Source organism: Streptomyces sp. AN091965, from assembly GCF_022698285.1.
GTDB lineage: Bacteria > Actinomycetota > Actinomycetes > Streptomycetales > Streptomycetaceae > Streptomyces.
Map to the genome: position 1 here is coordinate 6168177 of NZ_JALDMY010000001.1, position 18636 is coordinate 6186812.

An 18636-nucleotide genomic window follows, 5' to 3' on the forward strand; every position below is an offset into this window, starting at 1 on the left:
GTCGATCTCGCGGTACTCGACGAAGCGGGCGCTCCGCGTGAGACGGCGGGGGTAACTGGAGGAGCTGCTCAACAGCCGGGTACTCAGGTGCGTGTTCTCAACTCGCGCGCGGCTGATATCACTTATCGGTCCAAGGCCGGAGAGGGAAACACACGAGACAATCCTTGTAGCGCGGTCCGCCGATGCATGGTGAGCGATGTGTCCCCCTGTAAGTGGCTGCTGCCACGGCTGAGGCGGTGAGCACGCAAAAGGGGTAAGGGAGGGGAGATGGCGGCGCAGGACTACGACAGTCAGCTTCTGGAGTCCGTGGCTGTTCGGCGGCGGCGGCTTCGGGATGCCGTGGTGTTCGGGGGTGAGCGGCAGCGGCGTGGGTGGGACGAGCGGCTTGGGAAGGTGTTCGGCGGGATCGTCATCGGCGCTGTGTTGTGTGCTGGATGCGTCGGCTGGTCCTTTGTTTCGGAGCGGGTGTTGAAAGAGAAGCCCGGGGTTTCCCGTTCCGTGCCCCGGTCTTCGTCGTCCGGCGTGTCTGAAATGCCCTCCGTGGCGCCGTCTTCTCGGTGATAGGTTCGAACTTGTGATATCTGCGGGGGCATTGAGCCGTAGCCGGGGTCAAGTTGCTTTGAGCCGCGTGACCTTGGTGGGGGAGCGTCGGCGGGTCGATCTCGTACTGCCTTCTCAGGAGCCGGTCGGGCTGCTGCTGCCCGAGGTGATGCGGCTGCTCGGCGATCAGGCCGGGGAGCGGCCCGAGCTTCGGCATCTCGTGACCATGGACGGTTCGGCCCTCGCGCTGGACGGCACGTTGGAGTCCGCCGGCATCGCCGACGGAGCCGTGCTGCGGCTGGTCCGGGCCGAGGACGCCCCCTCGGCGCCGGTGGTGCACGACGTCACCGATGAGGCTGCCGGTGACGTGGACGTACGGCGGTGGCGCTGGGACCCGCGGGCCCGGAGCGTGGTGTGCGGGGTCGCGGTGGCAGGGTGGGCGCTGCTCGCGGGGCTCCTGGCCCGGGGCGAGTTTGCCGCCGGGCGCGTGGCGGCGGCCCTCGTCGTGGTGGCCGCGGCGGCCGCGCTCGGCGGCGCGCTGCTCGGGCGCGCCCGGCGGGTCGCCCTCGCCGCCGGACTGCTCGCCACCGCGGGGGCGCTGGGAGTGCTGGGCGCGTGGACGGCGGCCGACGCGAACGAGTGGGACGGGGCGGCGAGGCTCGCCGGTGTCTGCGGGGCTCTCGCCGTCACGCTGCTGCTGTTCGGATCGTTCACGCCGCTCGGGCGGGGCGGACTGGTCGGCGGCGGCGCGCTCGTCGGGGGCACCGCCGCATGGGAGGTGGCCCTCGCCGCGCAGAGCGTCGAAGGCGACGGCGCGGCACGCGTCGGAGCCGTACTGGCCGTGCTCTCGGTGGTCGCCCTCGGCGTACTGCCCCGCCTCGCCCTGATGGCTTCCGGGCTGTCCGGCCTCGACGACCGGCGGTCGGGCGGCGTCTCCGTGAGCCGCTACCAGGTCGGCACAGCCCTGGCCGCCACGCACCGCGGACTCGCGCTCGCGACCCTCGTCTGCGCGGTGTCCGCCGCCGCGGGCGCCGTACTGGCGCTGCGCGTCGAAACGGTGTGGCCCGTGCTGCTCGCCGTCGCCACGGCGACGGTCCTCGCCCTGCGGGCCCGTGCCTTCCCCCTGACCGCCGAGGTCGTCGCGCTGCTGGTGGCCGGGGCGACCGTGGTGGTGCGGCTGGTGTGGATGTGGCTCGGGCACTCCGGCGCGGCGGGACCGCTCACCCTGCTCGTCGTGCTCGCCGTCGCTCCGCTGCTCGTGCTCGCCGTCCGGCCCGCCGAACACGTGCGGGTGCGGCTGCGGAGGTCCGGGGACGTGCTGGAGTCGCTGGGCGTGATCGCGCTCGTGCCGCTGCTGCTCGGTGTGTTCGGTGTGTACGGGCGTCTGCTCGACACCTTCGCGTGAGGGCGGGGGAGACATGGCACAGGGCCGGGACTGGCAGCGCGATGTGCTGCGCGAGCTGAGGCCGGGCAGCCCGGCGGCCACGGACGCGGCCTCTCGCCCCGCCGAGGAGCCCGCGCCCGACCCGCGCCGCACCGGCCAACCGCACGCTTCGCCGCGCCGCGCCGCCGAGGACCGATCTGCCCCGCCCTCCACCGACCAGCCCCTGCCCACCTCGCGGCACGCCGACGGGCCTCACCCCGCCCCGCGCCCCGGCACCGAGTCCCACCCTGCCCCGCGCCCCGCGGCCCCCGCGCCGAGCCCCGATTCCACCCCCACCCTCGACCCCCGCCTGGCCCTTGCCCTCGGCGCGCCCGCGCACGGTGACACCGCTCTGCGCCGCACCGGCCGGACGCTGCGTAAGCTCACCAGTTCCGCCTCGCGGGACGTCGCGGAGGAGACACGCCGTGCCCAGGAGGTGCAGCAGCCCGTCACCACCGGGCGCGTGATCGCGGTGACGTCCATCCGGGGCGGGGTCGGCAAGACCACCGTGGCGGCGCTGCTCGGCCGCACCTTCAACCACTACCGGCACGACCCCGTGCTCACGCTGGAAGCGGACGCCGCGCTCGGCACCCTTCCGGTGCGGATGGGGGCCGACTCGATCCGCTGGGCCTGCGCCGATCTCGCCCGGGTCCTGAAGCCCGCCATGGGGCTCACCGACGTGACCGGATACCTGGTGCCGGTGAGCGACGGCGGCTGGCTGCTGCCCGCGAGCCACGGGCGGGTCGGCGCCCCGCTCGACGTGGCGACGTACCGGACGGTCACGCTGGCCCTGCGCCGCTACTTCGCGGTGACCGTGGTGGACTGCGAGACACTCCCCGGCGAAGTCGCCCGCACCGCCATGGACACCGCGCACGCGCGCGTGGTCGTCGCGCCGATGACCGCCGAGGGCGTGAACGGGACCCGGCTCGTCCTGGACTGGCTGGCCCGGCTTCCCCACTCCGCGCTCGCCACGACCGTGGTCGCCCTCACCGCCGCCACCCCCGACGCGGCGCTCGATCCCAAGGCCGCCGCCGCGCACCTGCGCGAGACCGGCGTCACCGTCGTACCGCTCGGTTACGACCGTCATCTGGCGGCCGGCGGTCCGATCCGCGTCGAGCGGCTCGCCGAGGCCACCCGGGACTCGGCCGCCCGCCTCGCAGCCGAGGCGATGCACCGAGCCGTCAGGGTGCGGTGAGCGCGCGATGACCCACCGGAGTACGCGATGACCCACCGCCTCGTTCACCGTCCGGCGCGCTCCACGCGGCCCCCGGCGTCCGCCGTCCAGCACGTCATCGAACCACCCCCGAACCTGCCCGAAGGCAAGCTCGGCAACGCCGCCACCGCCCTGCTGCCCATGGCCGGAGTCATGGGCTCGGTCGTGATGATGACCGTGATCCGCTCCAGCCAGTTCGCCGCGCTCGGCGCGGTGGTGCTCGTGTTCGCGCTGCTCGGCGCCGTCGCCCTGTTCCTGTCGCAGCGCGGCAAGGCCCAGCGCACACGGCGTACGCAGCGCGAGCGGTATCTGGAGTACGTGGAGGAGCAGCGGCACGGACTCGGTGCCGCCGAGCGGGAGTCGCGGCAGCGGGCCCGGCTGCTGAATCCGCCGCCACAGGCCCTGTACGACCTCGTGCGCGACCCGGCGCGGCTGTGGGAGCGCCGCCGCGCCGACGCCGACTTCCTGGACGTGCGCGTCGGCACCGGTGACGTCCCCGCGCAGGACATCGTGATCGGACAGAACAGCGGGAGCGGCGTGCTGACGCCACCCGATCCGTTCATGCTCAACGAAGCGCGCGCCCTGCAGGCGCGGTTCACCGTGGCGCCGGACTTCCCGCTGACCGTGCCCCTCGACCGGGCGGGCAACGTGAGCGTGATCGGTGACCGGGACGGCGTACTGCGCGTGGCCCGCGCCCTGCTCGTGCAGACGGCCGTGACGCACGCCCCGGACGACGTGGCGCTCGCGTTCGCGGTCCCGGGCGAGCGGCTCGACGACTGGGAGTGGGTCAAGTGGCTGCCCCACACCTTGGCCGAGGACGCTGCCGAGGGCCCGGAGCCGGTCGCCGCCCGGCGCATGGCCCCCGACCTCGACCGGCTGGCCGAGCTGTGCGCGGGTGACCTGCGGCGCCGGGCCGCCTACGCCGCCGAGGTGCGGCGCGGACTCTCGGACCGGCGGGCGCTGCGCATGAGCGACCGGATGCTCGTGGTCAGCGACGAGTACGGCGGGACGGCGGCCGAACTGCCGCGCCCGGACGCGGCCGTGGGGCTCTCGGAGATGGGCGTCACGGTGCTGCATCTCCTCCAGGAGCAGGTGCACGAGCCGGACGAGGTCAGCGTGCGCGTCACCGTCGACGGGGACCACGTCGGGGTCGAGGACCTGCGCCTCCCCGAGGCGTCCGCCGCCCACGCCACCGCTGTCCGCCCCGCCCCTGTCCACGCGTCCGCGCCCCACGCCTCCGCCGTCTCCCCGCCGCCCGGCCAGGGCCCCGCCGCCCACGGCCTCGCCGACGAGGTGAGTGCCGCGGGCGCCGAAGGCCTCGCCCGGCTCCTCGCCCCCCTCCGCCTCACCCCCGAATCCGCCGCCGAAGGCACCCCCGTCTCCGGCCCGGTCGGCTTTCCCGCCCTGCTCGGGGTCGGGGACCCCGCCGAGCTGGACCTCGGTGAGCTGTGGGCGCCCCGCGGGGAGCGGGACTTCCTGCGCGTGCCCATCGGTCTCGACGACCGGCACGAGCCGGTGCTGCTCGACCTGAAGGAGTCCGCCGAGCTCGGGATGGGGCCGCACGGGCTGTGCGTGGGGGCCACCGGGTCGGGCAAGAGCGAGCTGCTGCGCACGCTCGTCCTCGCCCTGACGGCCACGCACGCGCCCGAGGACCTGGCGATGGTCCTCGTCGACTACAAGGGCGGCGCGACCTTCGCCCCGTTCACCGGCCTGCCGCACGTCGCCGGAGTGATCACGAACCTGGAGAACCAGGCCGACCTCGTCGAGCGCGTCCACACCAGCCTCGCCGGTGAGGTCAAGCGCCGTCAGCGGGTCCTGAAGGACGCGGGCAACGTCGCCGACATCGGGCACTACGCCGCGCTGCGCGCGAAGGAGCCGGGCCGGGGCCTGGAGCCGCTGCCGCACCTGTTCGTGGTCATCGACGAGTTCGGCGAACTCATCACCGCCAAGCCGGACTTCATCGACCTCTTCCTGTCCATCGGCCGCATCGGGCGGTCGATCGGCGTCCATCTGCTGCTGGCGAGCCAGCGCATCGAGAGCGGCAAGCTCAAGGGCCTGGAGACGTATCTGTCCTACCGTCTCGGGCTGCGTACGTTCTCCGCGGACGAGTCGCGGACCGTCCTGGACACGGTGGACGCCTTCCAGCTGCCGCCGCTGCCCGGCTTCGGCTATCTGAAGGTGGACACGTCCACGTACACGCGCTTCAAGGCCGGGTACGTGTCCGGGGCCCGGCGCGGCCCCGCCCTGCCGGACGCCGCCGACGAGCGGCCCCGCGCCTGGGTCTACTCCGCCTTCAACGCGCCCGCGCGGGACGGGGGCGCCCCGCGGGAGGACGGCGGGCGTGAGCGGGAGACCGGCCCCACCGTCATGTCCACGATGGTCGACCAGCTCGCCACCGCCGCCCCGCCCGTGCGCCGCATCTGGCTGCCGCCGCTGCCCGACGCCGTCGCCCTGGACGCCGCGGCCGGACCGCTCGGCGTCTCCGAGCGCGGTCTGCACCTCACCCGGTCCGGCGGACACCTGTGCGTGCCGCTCGGCGTCCTGGACGACCCGGCCGAGCAGTGGCAGGGGCTGTGGACGCTCGACCTGAACGTCGCGGGCGGCCACGTGGCCGTCATCGGCGGCCCGCAGTCCGGCAAGACCACGCTGCTGCGCACGCTGACGCTCGCGCTCGCCCTCACCCACACCCCCGCCGAGGTCGCCGTGTACGGCCTCGACCTGGTCGGCGGCGGGCTCACGGCGCTGGCGGGCCTGCCGCACGTCGGGGGCGTCGCGTCCCGCGCCGACCGCGAGCGCCTCGCCCGTACCGTCGCCGAGATGACCGCCCAGCTCGCCCTGCGCGAGGAGCTGTTCCGCGAGCACGGCATCGACTCCCTGGACCAGCTGCGGCGGATGCGCGCCGAGGGGGCGCTGCCCGAGCTCGGCTCCACGGACCTCGTCCTGCTCGTCGACGGGTTCGGCGCGCTGCGCGAGGAGTTCGACGACCTCGACGAGGCCGTCGCCGAGCTGCTCAGGCGCGGCGGCGGCTACGGCATCCACGTCGTCGCGGGCATGCTGCGCTGGAACGACGTCCGCATCGCCACCCAGTCCCTGTTCGGCACACGCGTCGAGCTGCGCCTCAACGACCCCACCGACTCCACGGTCGACCGCAAGCTCGCGGAGACGGTCACGGCGGGCACCCCCGGCCGGGCCCTGACCGACGGCAAGCTCTTCGCGCAGACCGCGCTGCCCCGCACCGACGGCGGCACCGGGACGAGCGACCTCGCCGCCGCCCTGGAGGCCTCGGCCCGCACGGTCGCGGCCACCTGGCACGGCGAACCCGCCGCCCCCGTCCGCGTGCTGCCGCTCGGCCTGTCCGCCGCGCAGCTGCCCCCGCCCACCGCCGAGCCGGACCGCCTGCCGATCGGCGTCGACCAGGACACCCTCGGCCCCGTCCGCCTCGACCTCTTCGACCGCGACCAGCACCTGCTGGTCCTGGGCGACAACGAGTGCGGCAAGACCAACCTGCTGAAGCTCATCACCCGGCAGCTCATCGCGCGGTACGGGGACAAGGAGGTCGTGTTCGGCGTCTTCGACCCCCGCCGCGGCCTGCGCGGCCACGTCCCCGAGCCCTACCGCGGCGGCTACGCCCACAACGCCAAGCTCGCGGCCGCGCTCGCCACCGGCATCGCGGGCGAGCTCGACAAGCGCCTCCCGGACACCGCGGACCCCGACCTGCCCGACACCGGCGACCCCGCCTTCACCGGCCCGCGCATCGTCATCCTCGTCGACGACTACGACATCCTCACCACCGCGGGCCAGCAGCCCCTGGCGCCCTTCCTCCCCTATGTCTCCTCGGCCCAGGACATCGGCCTGCACTTCGTCGTGGCCCGACGCGCCGCCGGGGCCTCCCGCGCCCTGTACGAGCCCTTCCTGACCGCCCTGCGCGAGACCGGCGCCACCTCCCTGCTGATGACCGGCGACCGCGGCGAAGGCCAGCTCTTCCCCGGGGTCCACCCCTCCCCGCAACCCCCCGGCCGGGGCACCCTCATCCGCCGCGGGCACCGCCCCCGGCTCATCCAGACGGCCCTGACCCCGCACACCTCCGCCGAGGAGACGCCGTGACCAAGGACGTCATCGCCCTGACGCCCGAGATGCCCGACCCGATGGCCCTCCTGGCCGGACTCCACGCGGGCGGACCGGACCTGGGCGTGACCACGAGTGCCGACGACGCGGTCATCCATCTGTGCACGCCGACGGGCCGACGGCTGGTGTCGGTCGAGGCACCCGTCATCGTCCACACCCCGGGCGAGGCCGAGCGCCTCCTCGGCTCCCGGGTGGCCGTGCCCGAGGTGCCGTTCTGGTGGACCGAGGCCCGCGCGTCGACGGCGGTACCGGAGGCCGAGGACCTCGCCGGGTCGTTCTGCGGCCGTCTCACGCTGCTGCTCGGCGGCACCTGCTGGCCCCCGGGCGCCACCACCGTACGGGTGGTCGACACCCCCGACGACGGCGGGATCACGGCCACTCCGGCCCCCGAGGGCGCCCTGCCCGCTGTCGACGTGCTCACCGATTCCACGGCCGTCGTCATCGTCGACCGGCCCGTCGTCGCGCTGACCGCGTGGCTCTCCGACGTGCTGCGCGCCACCGTCGCCTCCGGCCGCGCCCTGCACATCGTCACGCCCCCGCACGCCCGCCTGAGCCTGCCCCTGCGCACGGCCCTCACCGGCCCGCCGAACCGCTGGGTGGTCCAGGACCCCGACGACGGCTACTACGACGGCCTGTCCGGAGCCGTGCTGCGCTGGCAGGACGGCACCTTCGCCCCCGCCCTCGACCAGGACGGCGGCCCCGCCGTGGCGAAGGCCTTCAGGCCGACCGGGTCCACCGCCGAGCGGCAGCTCACCGTCTCCTTCCGCACCCACCACGCCCCGGCGCCCGACCTCGTCCTGGGCCGCGGCCTGGAGGCGGCCTGGCGGCACCTCACCGGCGCCGCCCCCGCGGGGTGGGGCACCGCCGAGCCCATCAACCTGCCCTGGTCGCCCCGGCAGTTGACCGCGCTGGCCCGCGACCGCGCACCGGACCCCAGCCATCTGCTCGCCGTCGGCCACCCGGACCGGCCCGCGCTCGCCACCCTCCGCGTCCAGCGCACGAGCACCGGCCTCGCCCAGGAGGTCACCCTCGCCCTCGGGCTCGCCGCCGGCACACCGGCGCCCCTGGACGCGATCGAGCCGCTCGCCGAGGCGCTCGTGGCCCGGCACGGTCTGCGCTCCCTGCTCGTCACGCTGCACCCGGCCCGCGCCGACCTCACGGCCCCCGCCCAGCTGGAGCACCCGCCCGCACCCGTCTCCTTCACCCTGGGCGCCGCCGACGTCCGTGCGGTCGGCGTCGCCCACGCCCGCCGCCCGCCGCTGCCGCTCTGGCCCACCGCGTTCGGGCCCGCGGCCGAGCCCGCGCTGCACTACCGCTTCGGCGACGGCGCGGACCCCGCCGCCTGGGCCGATGTCGACCGGCTCACCCGGCACCTCTCGGCGGCCCGTACGTAATTCCTGGCAGGGCGGAGCCGTGCTTGAGAGCATCGGAGCATGAGCACCTCCCGTCACAGCGCGCCCACCGGTTCCCGTACGTTCGACGACCTGGTCGCCGAGGCCGAAGCCGCCCCCACCCAAGGCTGGGACTTCTCCTGGTTCCAGGGCCGGGCCACCGAGGCGCGGCCCTCGTGGGGATATGCGCGGGCCATGGGGGAGCGGCTGGGGAGGGCGGAGGCCGCGCTCGATGTGCAGACGGGGGGTGGGGAGGTGCTGGCGTCCGCGCCCTCGCTGCCCGCGGTCGCCGTGGCCACGGAGGGGTGGGCGCCGAACGTGGCGAAGGCGACGGCGCTCCTTCACCCGCGCGGCGCGGTCGTCGTGGCCTCGGCCGAGGACGCACCGCTGCCGTTCGCCGACGGCGCCTTCGACCTGGTCACGAGCAGGCATCCGGTCACGCCGCACTTCGCCGAGATCGCGCGGGTGCTGCGGCCCGGCGGGACGTACTTCGCCCAGCACGTGGGCCCGAGCAGCGTGTTCGAGCTCGTCGAGTACTTCCTGGGGGAGCAGCCCGCGGCGGTCAGGAACGCCCGCGACCCCGAGGGCGAGCGGGCCGCGGCCGAGGCCGCCGGGCTCGACGTGGTGTCGCTGCGCGCCGAGCGGCTGCGGATGGAGTTCTTCGACGTCGGGGCCGTCGTCCACTTCCTGCGGAAGGTGGTGTGGATGGTGCCCGGGTTCACCGTCGACGCGTACCGGCCGCGCCTGCGCGAGCTGCACGAGCTGATCCGGGAGGAAGGACCGTTCGTGGCCCACAGCACCCGGCACCTCTTCGACGCGCGCAAGCGCTGACCCGCCCTGCGGCGGTACTGTCGATCCGGTAAGTGAGGCAGTGGCCGTACCCGGACGAGGAGTTGGCGCATGGCGAAGGGCAAGGGACCGTACGCGTGCGGTCTGGACGCGGCCGTGGACGTCGTGGGCGGCAAGTGGAAGCCCCTGATCCTGTGGGCGCTGTACGCGGGGGGCACCCTGCGGTTCGGGGAACTGCGGCGGCACGTCCCCGGTGTCAGCGAGAAGATGCTGATCCAGCAGCTGCGGGAGATGGAGACGGACGGCATCGTGCACCGCGAGGTCTACCGAGAGGTGCCGCCCAAGGTGGAGTACTCCCTCACCGACCTCGGCCAGTCCCTGAACCGGGCCCTGGAGCCGCTCGGTCTGTGGGGCGACGCGAACATGGCGCACCTGGTCGCCAACCAGGAGGCCAAGGCCGCCGCCGCGGTCGCGCGCGGCGCCTGAAGCCCGGCCCCGAAGCCCGGTGCCCCATACGGCAATTCGGGCAATTCGGGGCGACTCCGGTGCGCCGCAGCCGTCGATTCAACATTGTTATCGATTGTTCTGCACACCGGCTCGATTCGATCGCCGGACTCACGTAAGTTCAGACCAACGCTAATTCGCGTGCGCAAAGCTGCGCGGGGCGGGTGCCGCGCAGTGGAGGGGGCTGCGCGGCCTCGTGCGCGCTCTGTCCGAGGGCGAGCGCCCCACCGTGCTCCTAGGCGCCGTTCCGCGCCGGTCCGTCCAGGTCCACCACCAGGCGCACGCCCCTGCGGACCCCCCACCCCGCCATCGCTCCGGCCTCCGCCTCAAGCACGCGCCGGGCCCGGAGCCGGGGCAGGCCCACCCGGCCGGGCCGCATCGTCCGCACCGCGAGCACACGAGACCTCCGGTCCAGGTACGCCACGTCCACCGCGAACCGCATCCCCAGCGTGTGCACCGCGCTCGTACGCGGCAGCAGCAGGGCGCCCCGGAGGCCGTTGCGGCCGAGCAGCCCGCGCCGCCGCGCGCGGGGCGAGCGCGCCACCTCCAGGGGGACCGCGAAGGGGCTCCCGGAGCCGGGCACCGTCAACGTCGCCATGGCGCGACGCTAGCGCCCGGCGCGTCAAGCGCGCGCCCCGCACGCGCGTCACCCGTCGGAGCTACCGCCTCCGCCGGTCGGATCCCGCCGCGAGGGCCGGAAACCGGTGGGGAATGGGGGCCAAGCAGTCGCCGGGCGGTTTCGGAGAGTAGTTGTGGCACGCCGATGCACCGCGAAGCACTTACGAAGGGTTATGGTGGAAACCCCCCCTCGGGCCGGTCCGTCTCCCCCCCCACGGACCGGCCCGTTTCTTTTGGCCGCGCGGCGGCCGCCCGCGCCACGGCCGTGAGGCCGGGCGCGGGGCCGCGCGCCGGACCGCGCCGTCAGCTCCGACCGGCCCAGATGTTCGTCCCCGGCGTCGACACCGCGAAGGTGTCGATCTCCTGGAGCTCCGCCTCCGTGAGCTTCGGCCCGGACAGGGCCGCCACGTTCTCCTCCAGCTGCCGCACGCTGGACGCGCCGATGAGCGCCGACGTCATGCGCTCGTCCCGGAGCACCCAGTTCAGCGCCAGTTGCGCGAGCGACTGGCCGCGCCGCGCCGCGATGTCGTTCAGGCCATTGAGGCGGCGTACGACCTCGTCGCTGAGGAGCCCGGGGTCGAGCGACTTGCCCTGGGTCGCGCGCGAGCCCTCGGGGATGCCCTTCAGGTACTTGTCGGTCAGCAGGCCCTGCGCGAGCGGCACGAAGGAGATGCAGCCCATGCCCTCCGACTCCAGGGTGTCGAGCAGGCCGTCGTCCTCGGTCCAGCGGTTGATCATCGAGTACGAGGGCTGGTGGATGAGCGGACGGACTCCCATCTCGCGCAGCAGCCGCGCGGCCTCGGCGGTCTGCTCGCTGGTGTACGAGGAGACGCCGACGTACAGCGCCTTGCCCTGCTGGACCGCGGACGCGAGGGCGCCCATGGTCTCCTCCAGCGGGGTGTCCGGGTCGAAGCGGTGCGAGTAGAAGACGTCGACGTGGTCCAGGCCCATGCGCCGCAGCGAGGCGTCGAGCGAGGACAGCAGGTACTTGCGGGAACCCCACTCGCCGTACGGGCCGGGGTGCATCAGATAGCCCGCCTTGGTCGAGACGATCAGCTCGTCCCGGTAGGGGGCGAAGTCCTGGGCGAAGAGCTTGCCGAAGTTCAGCTCCGCGCTGCCGGGCGGCGGGCCGTAGTTGTTCGCCAGGTCGAAGTGGGTGACGCCCAGGTCGAAGGCGCGGCGCAGGATCGCGCGCTGGGAGTCGAGCGTGCGGTCGTCGCCGAAGTTGTGCCAGAGGCCGAGCGAGACCGCCGGGAGCCGCAGGCCGCTCCTGCCGGTGCGGCGGTACTCCATCGTGTCGTAGCGGCCGGGGGCGGCGGCGTAGGGGGAGATGTCGTTCATGGAACGAAGCTACGCCACTGCGTTTGGCTCGGGCGGGCTGTGGGGCCCGGGCCTTCACCCCGGGCCTGGCCCGGCCGCCTGTGGGCCTGGCCGCCTGTGGGCTTGGCCGCTTGTGGGCTTGGCCGCCTGTGGGCTTGGCCGCTTGTGGGCTTGGCCGCCGCCCGGCCGGTATCGGCCTGCGGCCTCGTCCTCAAACGCCGGACGGGCTTGATCTTCGGCCTGCGGCCTCGTCCTCAAACGCCGGACGGGCTTGTGGGGGCGTCCCGCGCCTTCGTCCGTGCGCGCCGGGCGGGCCTGGCGGGGCGACCCGTGTGTTCGTTCATGTGCGCCGGGGCGGGCCTGGTGGGCGTCCCGTGTGTCCCAACCCCCCTCCCTCGCGCCCGCCTTCACGCGGGCGTGGGGGAGGGCGGGCCGGTGCGCCTCTTACCCCTCTTTCTCCCGTCCGTAACGGCACCCGGGCCGAGGGACCGCCCGCGCAGCGGTACCCTTTCGGCTTCGGGGGCTGCCGTCGGGCCCCCAGGGCCCCCCGGCCGGTCGGCCCCCGGGGCAGCGGCCGTCTTTCGTGAGAGGTGGAATCTCGTGAGCTTGCGCGACCTGGTGTACCGGCTGTACGCACACCGGGTGGAGGGCCGCCTCGACCACGCGCAGGTGCCCAAGCACATCGGCGTCATCCTCGACGGCAACCGCCGCTGGGCGAAGGCCTCCGGCGGCACCACCGCGCAGGGCCACCAGGCGGGCGCGTACAAGATCGAGGAGTTCCTCGGCTGGTGCGCCGAGACCGACGTCGAGGTCGTCACGCTGTGGATGCTGTCCACGGACAACCTCGACCGTCCCGACGAGGAGCTCGTCCCGCTCGTCGGCATCATCGAGGAGACGGTCCGCAGCCTCGCGGCCGACGGCCGCTGGCGCGTGCACCACGTGGGCACCCTCGACCTGCTGCCGGGCCGCACCCAGCGGGTCCTGAAGGAGGCCGAGCAGGCCACCGACACCAACACGGGGATACTCGTCAACGTCGCCGTCGGCTACGGCGGCCGCCAGGAGATCGCCGACGCCGTCCGCTCCCTGCTGCTCGACCACGCCGAGCGCGGCACCTCCATCGAGGACGTCGCCGACAGCGTCGACGTCGAACAGATCTCCAAGCACCTCTACACCAGCGGCCAGCCGGACCCCGACCTGGTGATCCGGACGAGTGGTGAACAGCGCCTCTCCGGCTTCATGCTCTGGCAGTCCGCTCACTCCGAGTACTACTTCTGCGAAGTCTTCTGGCCGGCGTTCCGGAAGGTGGACTTCCTGCGTGCGCTGCGTGATTACGCCGCGCGCCACCGCCGTTACGGTGGATGACGAACCGGGTGGACTGAGGACTCGGTAACCGGGAGTTAACCAACGCGCCGTCATATGCCATGGCATGGCTGCGCTTGTTCGAGGGAATAAGCCTTCCAGGTCGGCGTCCGATTCACGGGCGCCGTATCTCAGCGGGCGGCACGGGGCCGTCCGCCCGGGAGGCCCTTTGCGCAAGGACGACCGCGCGGTGAGCGCGGACGACACGGAGGGCCGGTGCCCGGCCCGCGCATGGGGGCCGCACACCGGCCCAGTTCCCTCCGTCGCTCCCCGACCTCATCCGAGGGGGTACGTCCTTCCGTGGTGACCAGCACGAAGCGCCAGCAAGGCCGGCGCACCTATGTTCTCGACACCAGCGTCCTGCTCGCCGACCCGAACGCGCTCGCGCGTTTCGACGAGCACGAAGTGGTGCTGCCGATCGTCGTAGTGACGGAGCTAGAGGCCAAGCGCCACCATCCCGAACTCGGCTACTTCGCCCGGCAGGCCCTGCGCCTGCTCGACGACTTCCGCATCCGGTACGGGCGCCTGGACGCGCCCATCCCGATCGGCAGCCTGGGCGGGACGCTGCGCGTCGAGCTCAACCACTCCGATCCCGGCGTGCTCCCGGCCGGTTACCGCCTGGGCGACAACGACTCGCGGATCCTCGCCGTGGCCCGCAACCTCCAGGCCGAGGGATACGACGTCACCGTCGTCTCGAAGGACCTGCCACTGCGGATCAAGGCGTCCTCCGTCGGTCTCCTCGCCGAGGAGTACCGCGCGGAGCTCGCCATCACGGACTCCTCCGGCTGGACCGGCATGTCCGAACTGACCCTCTCCGGTGAGCAGGTCGACCTCCTCTACGAGTCGGAGACGCTGTACGTCCCCGAGGCGTCCGAGCTGCCCGTGCACACCGGCCTGACCATCCAGTCCGAGCGCGGCAAGGCGCTCGGCAGGGTCACGGCCGAGGGCAACGTCCGCCTGGTCCGGGGCGACCGCGAGGCCTTCGGCCTCAAGGGCCGCAGCGCCGAGCAGCGGGTCGCGCTCGACCTGCTCCTCGACCCGGACGTCGGCATCGTCTCGATGGGCGGCCGCGCGGGCACCGGAAAGTCGGCCCTCGCCCTGTGCGCGGGCCTGGAGGCCGTCCTGGAGCGGCGCCAGCACCAGAAGGTGATGGTCTTCCGGCCGCTGTACGCGGTGGGCGGGCAGGAGCTCGGCTATCTGCCCGGCACCGAGGCCGAGAAGATGGGGCCCTGGGCGCAGGCCGTCTTCGACACGCTCGGCTCGGTCGCGGGCAAGGAGGTCATCGAGGAGGTGTCGGCGCGGGGCATGCTGGAGGTCCTGCCGCTCACGCACATCCGGGGCCGCTCCCTCCACGACGCCTTCGTCATCGTGGACGAGGCCCAGTCCCTGGAGCGGAACGTCCTCCTGACGGTCCTGTCCCGGATCGGGGCGAACTCACGCGTCGTCCTCACCCATGACGTCGCCCAGCGCGACAACCTCCGGGTCGGGCGGTACGACGGAGTGGTCGCCGTCATCGAGAAGCTGAAGGGGCATCCGCTCTTCGCCCATGTGACGCTCACGCGCTCGGAGCGCTCGCAGATCGCGGCCCTGGTGACGGAGATGCTGGAGGACACTCAGGTCTGACCGTTTCGTCCGAAGCGCGAAAATCCCCCGTTCCGAGTGGAACGGGGGATTTTTGTGGTTCACGGCTGAGGTGAGGTCAATTGCCCCTGGGGCGGCGGCGGTTGGCCGCGATCGGAGGAGCGAGAGAGCCTAGTGGGGCCTCGGCCCCGTGCGTCTGTGTTTCCGTAAAACTGCTGGGACAAACGGGATGTGAGCTTTCCCACGCAACTCGGAATTGCCTCCCGGCATCCCGCTACGGCAGAGTCTGGGTCCTGTCAGGCCCCGCATACGGCACTCCTGTACCCCCAGCGGTACGGAACAACAGAACTTCATAGTGGTCGCCGTATGCCGCCCGAGCACCACGCGGCGCTCCCGTCAAGGGAGTTGTCCACCGGGCCCGCGCCTCCCGTGACCGATCAGCAAGCGGAGGCCAGCGCCAGGGGCACGATTGCGTCCGCGAGGTCACCTATGCGGGCGATGCTGGAAGGAAACCGTGTGAGCCGGATTTCGGTCCGGGGATTCGCAGTGGCGTCGGCCACCGCGGTCACCACCGTCGGCGCCGTCGTGGGCGTTGCCTCGGGCAACACCCCGTCCTCGAACTCGAACGACCTCGAGGCGACGGCCAGCGACTCGACTCTCCTCGCAGACATCCCCGCCGGCGAGCAGGCCCAGGTGCAGACCACTTCGGTGGCGCAGCAGGCCGACGCCCAGGCGATGGCCGCCGACTCGGCCGCGAAGAAGTCCGCCGCTGAGGCCGCCCGCGTCCAGGCCGCCAAGAACGCCGTGGCCAAGCAGAAGGCCGCGAAGCAGGCGGAAGCGGACAAGAAGGCAGCCGCCAAGGAAGCCGCGGAGAAGAAGAAGCAGCAGGAGAAGGAGCGCCTGGAGAACAAGGCGAGCCGCTCCTCCTCGCGCGACGCCTCCGACTTCGCCCCGCAGAGCTCCTACACGGTGGCCCAGGTCCAGGCGATGGCCCGGCAGATGGTCCCCGCGGGCCAGTTCCAGTGCTTCAGCAACATCGTGAACCACGAGTCCACGTGGAACTACCGCGCCACCAACGCCTCCTCCGGCGCCTACGGCCTCGTCCAGGCGCTGCCCGGCACCAAGATGTCCTCGGCGGGTGCCGACTGGCGCACCAATCCGGCCACGCAGATCAAGTGGGGCCTCAACTACATGAACGACCGCTACGGCAGCCCGTGCGGAGCCTGGAGCTTCTGGCAGGCGAACAACTGGTACTGAGCGATCACGCTCAACCTGGCGCAGCCCCTCATCGTCCTACGGTGGGGGGCTTCGCCATGTACGGTCGGTTCGAACGCCCCAGCGGGTACGACCGGGGCTCCGGTGGGGAATGAGCGGGGGGAAGAGGACGGATCATGTCGCGAGTTCCAGGGTGGCGCCGACGCGTCGGCGCGGGCCTGACCAGGCTGGGTGAACGCCTGGACACGGGCCGTGCCCAGGACGCCCCGGACACCCCCGAACCGGAGCCGGCCACGGCCGGACCGGACGAGCCGTCCGACGCGTCCGCCATATCCGATGCGTCTCGTACGCCTGATGCGTCTGCCGTGTCCGGTGTCTCCGCCCGTGGGGTGACCGCTGAGCGCTCCGGCCCCGAAGTCGCCGAGGACGCCACACCCGACGGCACGCACGCGCGCGCGGACGACTCCGCGCCCGCCGCGCGCCCCGCCCCCGCGGACACCGCCCCCACCGGGGAGCCCGCCCCGGCGGGCCCCAAGCTGTCGCTGCGCAAGCGGTACGCCGACATGGTGCGGCACGCCGCCGACGCGCGCGCCGACGCCGAGGGCCGGGACGAGGAGCCGTCCGACGCGGACGCGGCCGCGGACCACGTGCCCGCGCCGCCCGCCTACGCCCCCGCCATCGCGGCGCGGCCCGACCCCGTGGCCGCCGTGCCGTGGGGCATGCGGGTCGCCGCCGAGGCCGGATGGCGACTGCTCGTGCTCGCGGGCACCGTCTGGGTCCTGATGAAGGTCATCAGCGCGGTCCAGCTCGTGGTGTTCGCCTTCGTCGCCGCGCTGCTCATCACGGCGCTGCTGCAGCCGACCGTGGCCCGGCTCAGCAGGCTCGGCCTGCCGCGCGGGCTCGCCACGATGGTCACCGCCGTACTCGGCTTCGTGATCATGGGCCTTGTGGGCTGGTTCGTGGTCTGGCAGGTCATGGAGAACGTCGACACGCTCTCCAGCCAGATCCAGGACGGCATCGAGGACCTGCGCAAGTGGCTGCTCAACAGCCCCTTCCACGTCACCGAGGACCAGATCAACGACATCGCGAAGAGCCTGCGCGAGGCGGTGGGCGCGAACTCCGAGGAGATCACCTCCGCGAGCCTCGAAGGCGTCACCGTCATCATGGAGGCCCTGACCGGCATCCTCCTCGCGGTGTTCTCCACGCTCTTCCTGCTGTACGACGGCCCGCGCATCTGGAAGTGGTTCCTGAGGCTCGTGCCCGCCGCGGCCCGGCCCGGCGTCGCGGGGGCGGGGCCGCAGGCGTGGCGCACGCTGACCGCGTATGTGCGGGGCACGGTGATAGTGGCCCTCATCGACGCGGTCTTCATCGGGCTCGGGATCTACTTCCTGGGCGTGCCGATGGCGGTGCCGCTGGCCGTCTTCATCTTCCTGTTCGCGTTCATCCCGCTGGTGGGCGCGGTGATCTCGGGCGCGCTCGCGGTCGTCGTCGCGCTGGTCACGCAGGGCGTGTTCACGGCCGTGATGTCGCTCGTGGTGGTCCTCGCGGTGCAGCAGATCGAGGGGCACATCCTGCAGCCGTTCATCCTCGGCCGCGCGGTGCGGGTGCATCCGCTGGCCGTGGTGCTCTCCGTGGCCGCGGGCGGGATGGTGGCCGGGATCGGGGGAGCGGTGGTGGCCGTGCCGCTCGTCGCCGTGACGAACACGGTGGTCGGGCACTTGCGTGCCTACTCCCGGGAACTGGCCCTGCGCCAGGCCGAAGCGGTGGCGGACACCGCCCCTGCGCCGGAGCAGCTTCCCTCCCCGCCCACCCGCCCCTCCTCTGGCTGACCGTCCACCCCATCGCGCTGACGCGCTCGTCCTCAAACGCCGGACGGGCTTGATTCTCTGCCGGTACGCCGAAGGGCCCCGCTCGTAGGTACGAGCGGGGCCCTTCGACAGCGCCCCGAAGGGGCGCGGGAAACTGCGCGACCAGCCACGGTGGACCAGCAGGCGACCGACGGCCCGGCGCAGCGTCACCGCAGCCGCTAGGCCAGGTGCGCCTCGGACTCCAGCGTGACGCCGACGGCCTGGATCACGGAAGCGATCTTGAAGGCCTCCTGGATCGTCTCGCGGTCCACACCGGCCTTGCGCAGCACCTGCTCGTGCGAGTCGAGGCACATGCCGCAGCCGTTGATCGCGGAGACCGCGAGCGACCAGAGCTCGAAGTCGACCTTCTCCACGCCCGGGTTGCCGATGACGTTCATCCGCAGGCCCGCGCGCAGCGTCCCGTACTCCGGGTCGGAGAGCAGGTGGCGCGTGCGGTAGAAGACGTTGTTCATCGCCATGATGGCGGCCGCGGACTTGGCCGCGGTGTACGCCTCCGGCGAGAGGTTCGCCTTCGCCTCGGGCTCCAACTCGCGCAGCACCTGCGCGGAGCGGGAGGCGATCGCGCAGGCGAGCACCGTGCCCCACAGCTGCTGCTTGGGCAGGTCGGAGTTGCCGATGACCGAGCCGAGGTTCAGCTTCAGGTCCTTGGCGTAGTCCGGGACGGCGGCCTTCAGCTCATCGAGGGCCATG

General features: G+C 73.1%; 14 protein-coding genes. 11 read left to right on the top strand and 3 right to left on the bottom strand.

Annotated features, from left to right (window positions below; all coding sequences use genetic code 11):
• The first annotated feature begins 267 nt into the window (after positions 1-267).
• The 7 genes from MQV74_RS26330 to MQV74_RS26360 all read left to right on the top strand — a co-directional run bounded on the left by MQV74_RS26330 (position 268) and on the right by MQV74_RS26360 (position 9967).
• Positions 268-561, top strand: a complete 294-nt coding sequence (locus tag MQV74_RS26330) for a hypothetical protein (protein ID WP_242722083.1) — start codon at positions 268-270, stop codon at positions 559-561.
• A 67-nt stretch (positions 562-628) separates the two neighbouring features.
• Complete coding sequence (eccD, locus tag MQV74_RS26335; RefSeq protein ID WP_374120692.1) at positions 629-1945, top strand: type VII secretion integral membrane protein EccD; 1317 nt, start codon at positions 629-631, stop codon at positions 1943-1945.
• Positions 1946-1958: 13 nt separating this feature from the next.
• Positions 1959-3158 carry a hypothetical protein gene (locus MQV74_RS26340; RefSeq protein WP_242722090.1) on the top strand — a complete coding sequence of 400 codons (1200 nt, stop codon included), beginning with the start codon at positions 1959-1961 and terminating at the stop codon, positions 3156-3158.
• Between the two features lie 27 nt (positions 3159-3185).
• Positions 3186-7280 (top strand): type VII secretion protein EccCb, encoded by a 4095-nt coding sequence (gene eccCb, locus MQV74_RS26345; protein ID WP_242722093.1) that lies wholly within the window; start codon positions 3186-3188, stop codon positions 7278-7280.
• Positions 7277-8695 carry a DUF6177 family protein gene (locus MQV74_RS26350; RefSeq protein ID WP_242722096.1) on the top strand — a complete coding sequence of 473 codons (1419 nt, stop codon included), beginning with the start codon at positions 7277-7279 and terminating at the stop codon, positions 8693-8695. The genes eccCb and MQV74_RS26350 overlap by 4 nt, the downstream gene beginning before the upstream one ends.
• Positions 8696-8734: 39 nt before the next feature.
• Positions 8735-9523 (top strand): class I SAM-dependent methyltransferase, encoded by a 789-nt coding sequence (locus MQV74_RS26355; protein ID WP_242722099.1) that lies wholly within the window; start codon positions 8735-8737, stop codon positions 9521-9523.
• Between the two features lie 69 nt (positions 9524-9592).
• Entirely contained in the window at positions 9593-9967 is a 375-nt protein-coding gene (locus MQV74_RS26360; RefSeq protein WP_242722102.1) for a winged helix-turn-helix transcriptional regulator, read from the top strand.
• Between the two features lie 253 nt (positions 9968-10220).
• On the opposite strand, the gene MQV74_RS26365 is transcribed toward MQV74_RS26360, so the two are convergent.
• A complete protein-coding gene (locus MQV74_RS26365; RefSeq protein WP_242722105.1) occupies positions 10221-10583 on the bottom strand; it encodes a DUF192 domain-containing protein in 363 nt (120 codons plus the stop codon).
• 323 nt (positions 10584-10906) lie between these two features.
• A complete protein-coding gene (gene mgrA / locus MQV74_RS26370; RefSeq protein ID WP_242722108.1) occupies positions 10907-11944 on the bottom strand; it encodes an L-glyceraldehyde 3-phosphate reductase in 1038 nt (345 codons plus the stop codon).
• A gap of 579 nt (positions 11945-12523) precedes the next feature.
• Between mgrA and MQV74_RS26375 the strand changes: the two genes are divergently transcribed.
• From MQV74_RS26375 to MQV74_RS26390, 4 genes are all read left to right on the top strand, one after another.
• Complete coding sequence (locus tag MQV74_RS26375; protein ID WP_138961556.1) at positions 12524-13285, top strand: isoprenyl transferase; 762 nt, start codon at positions 12524-12526, stop codon at positions 13283-13285.
• Positions 13286-13582: 297 nt separating this feature from the next.
• Entirely contained in the window at positions 13583-14905 is a 1323-nt protein-coding gene (locus MQV74_RS26380) for a PhoH family protein (protein ID WP_242722111.1), read from the top strand.
• Between the two features lie 456 nt (positions 14906-15361).
• Positions 15362-16120, top strand: a complete 759-nt coding sequence (locus tag MQV74_RS26385) for a transglycosylase SLT domain-containing protein (RefSeq protein WP_242722114.1) — start codon at positions 15362-15364, stop codon at positions 16118-16120.
• Between the two features lie 134 nt (positions 16121-16254).
• A complete protein-coding gene (locus MQV74_RS26390) occupies positions 16255-17907 on the top strand; it encodes an AI-2E family transporter (RefSeq protein WP_374120693.1) in 1653 nt (550 codons plus the stop codon).
• Between the two features lie 197 nt (positions 17908-18104).
• Here the strand turns inward: MQV74_RS26390 and MQV74_RS26395 are convergent, their stop codons facing one another.
• A complete protein-coding gene (locus MQV74_RS26395) occupies positions 18105-18635 on the bottom strand; it encodes an alkyl hydroperoxide reductase (RefSeq protein ID WP_172383470.1) in 531 nt (176 codons plus the stop codon).
• Position 18636 lies beyond the last annotated feature (1 nt).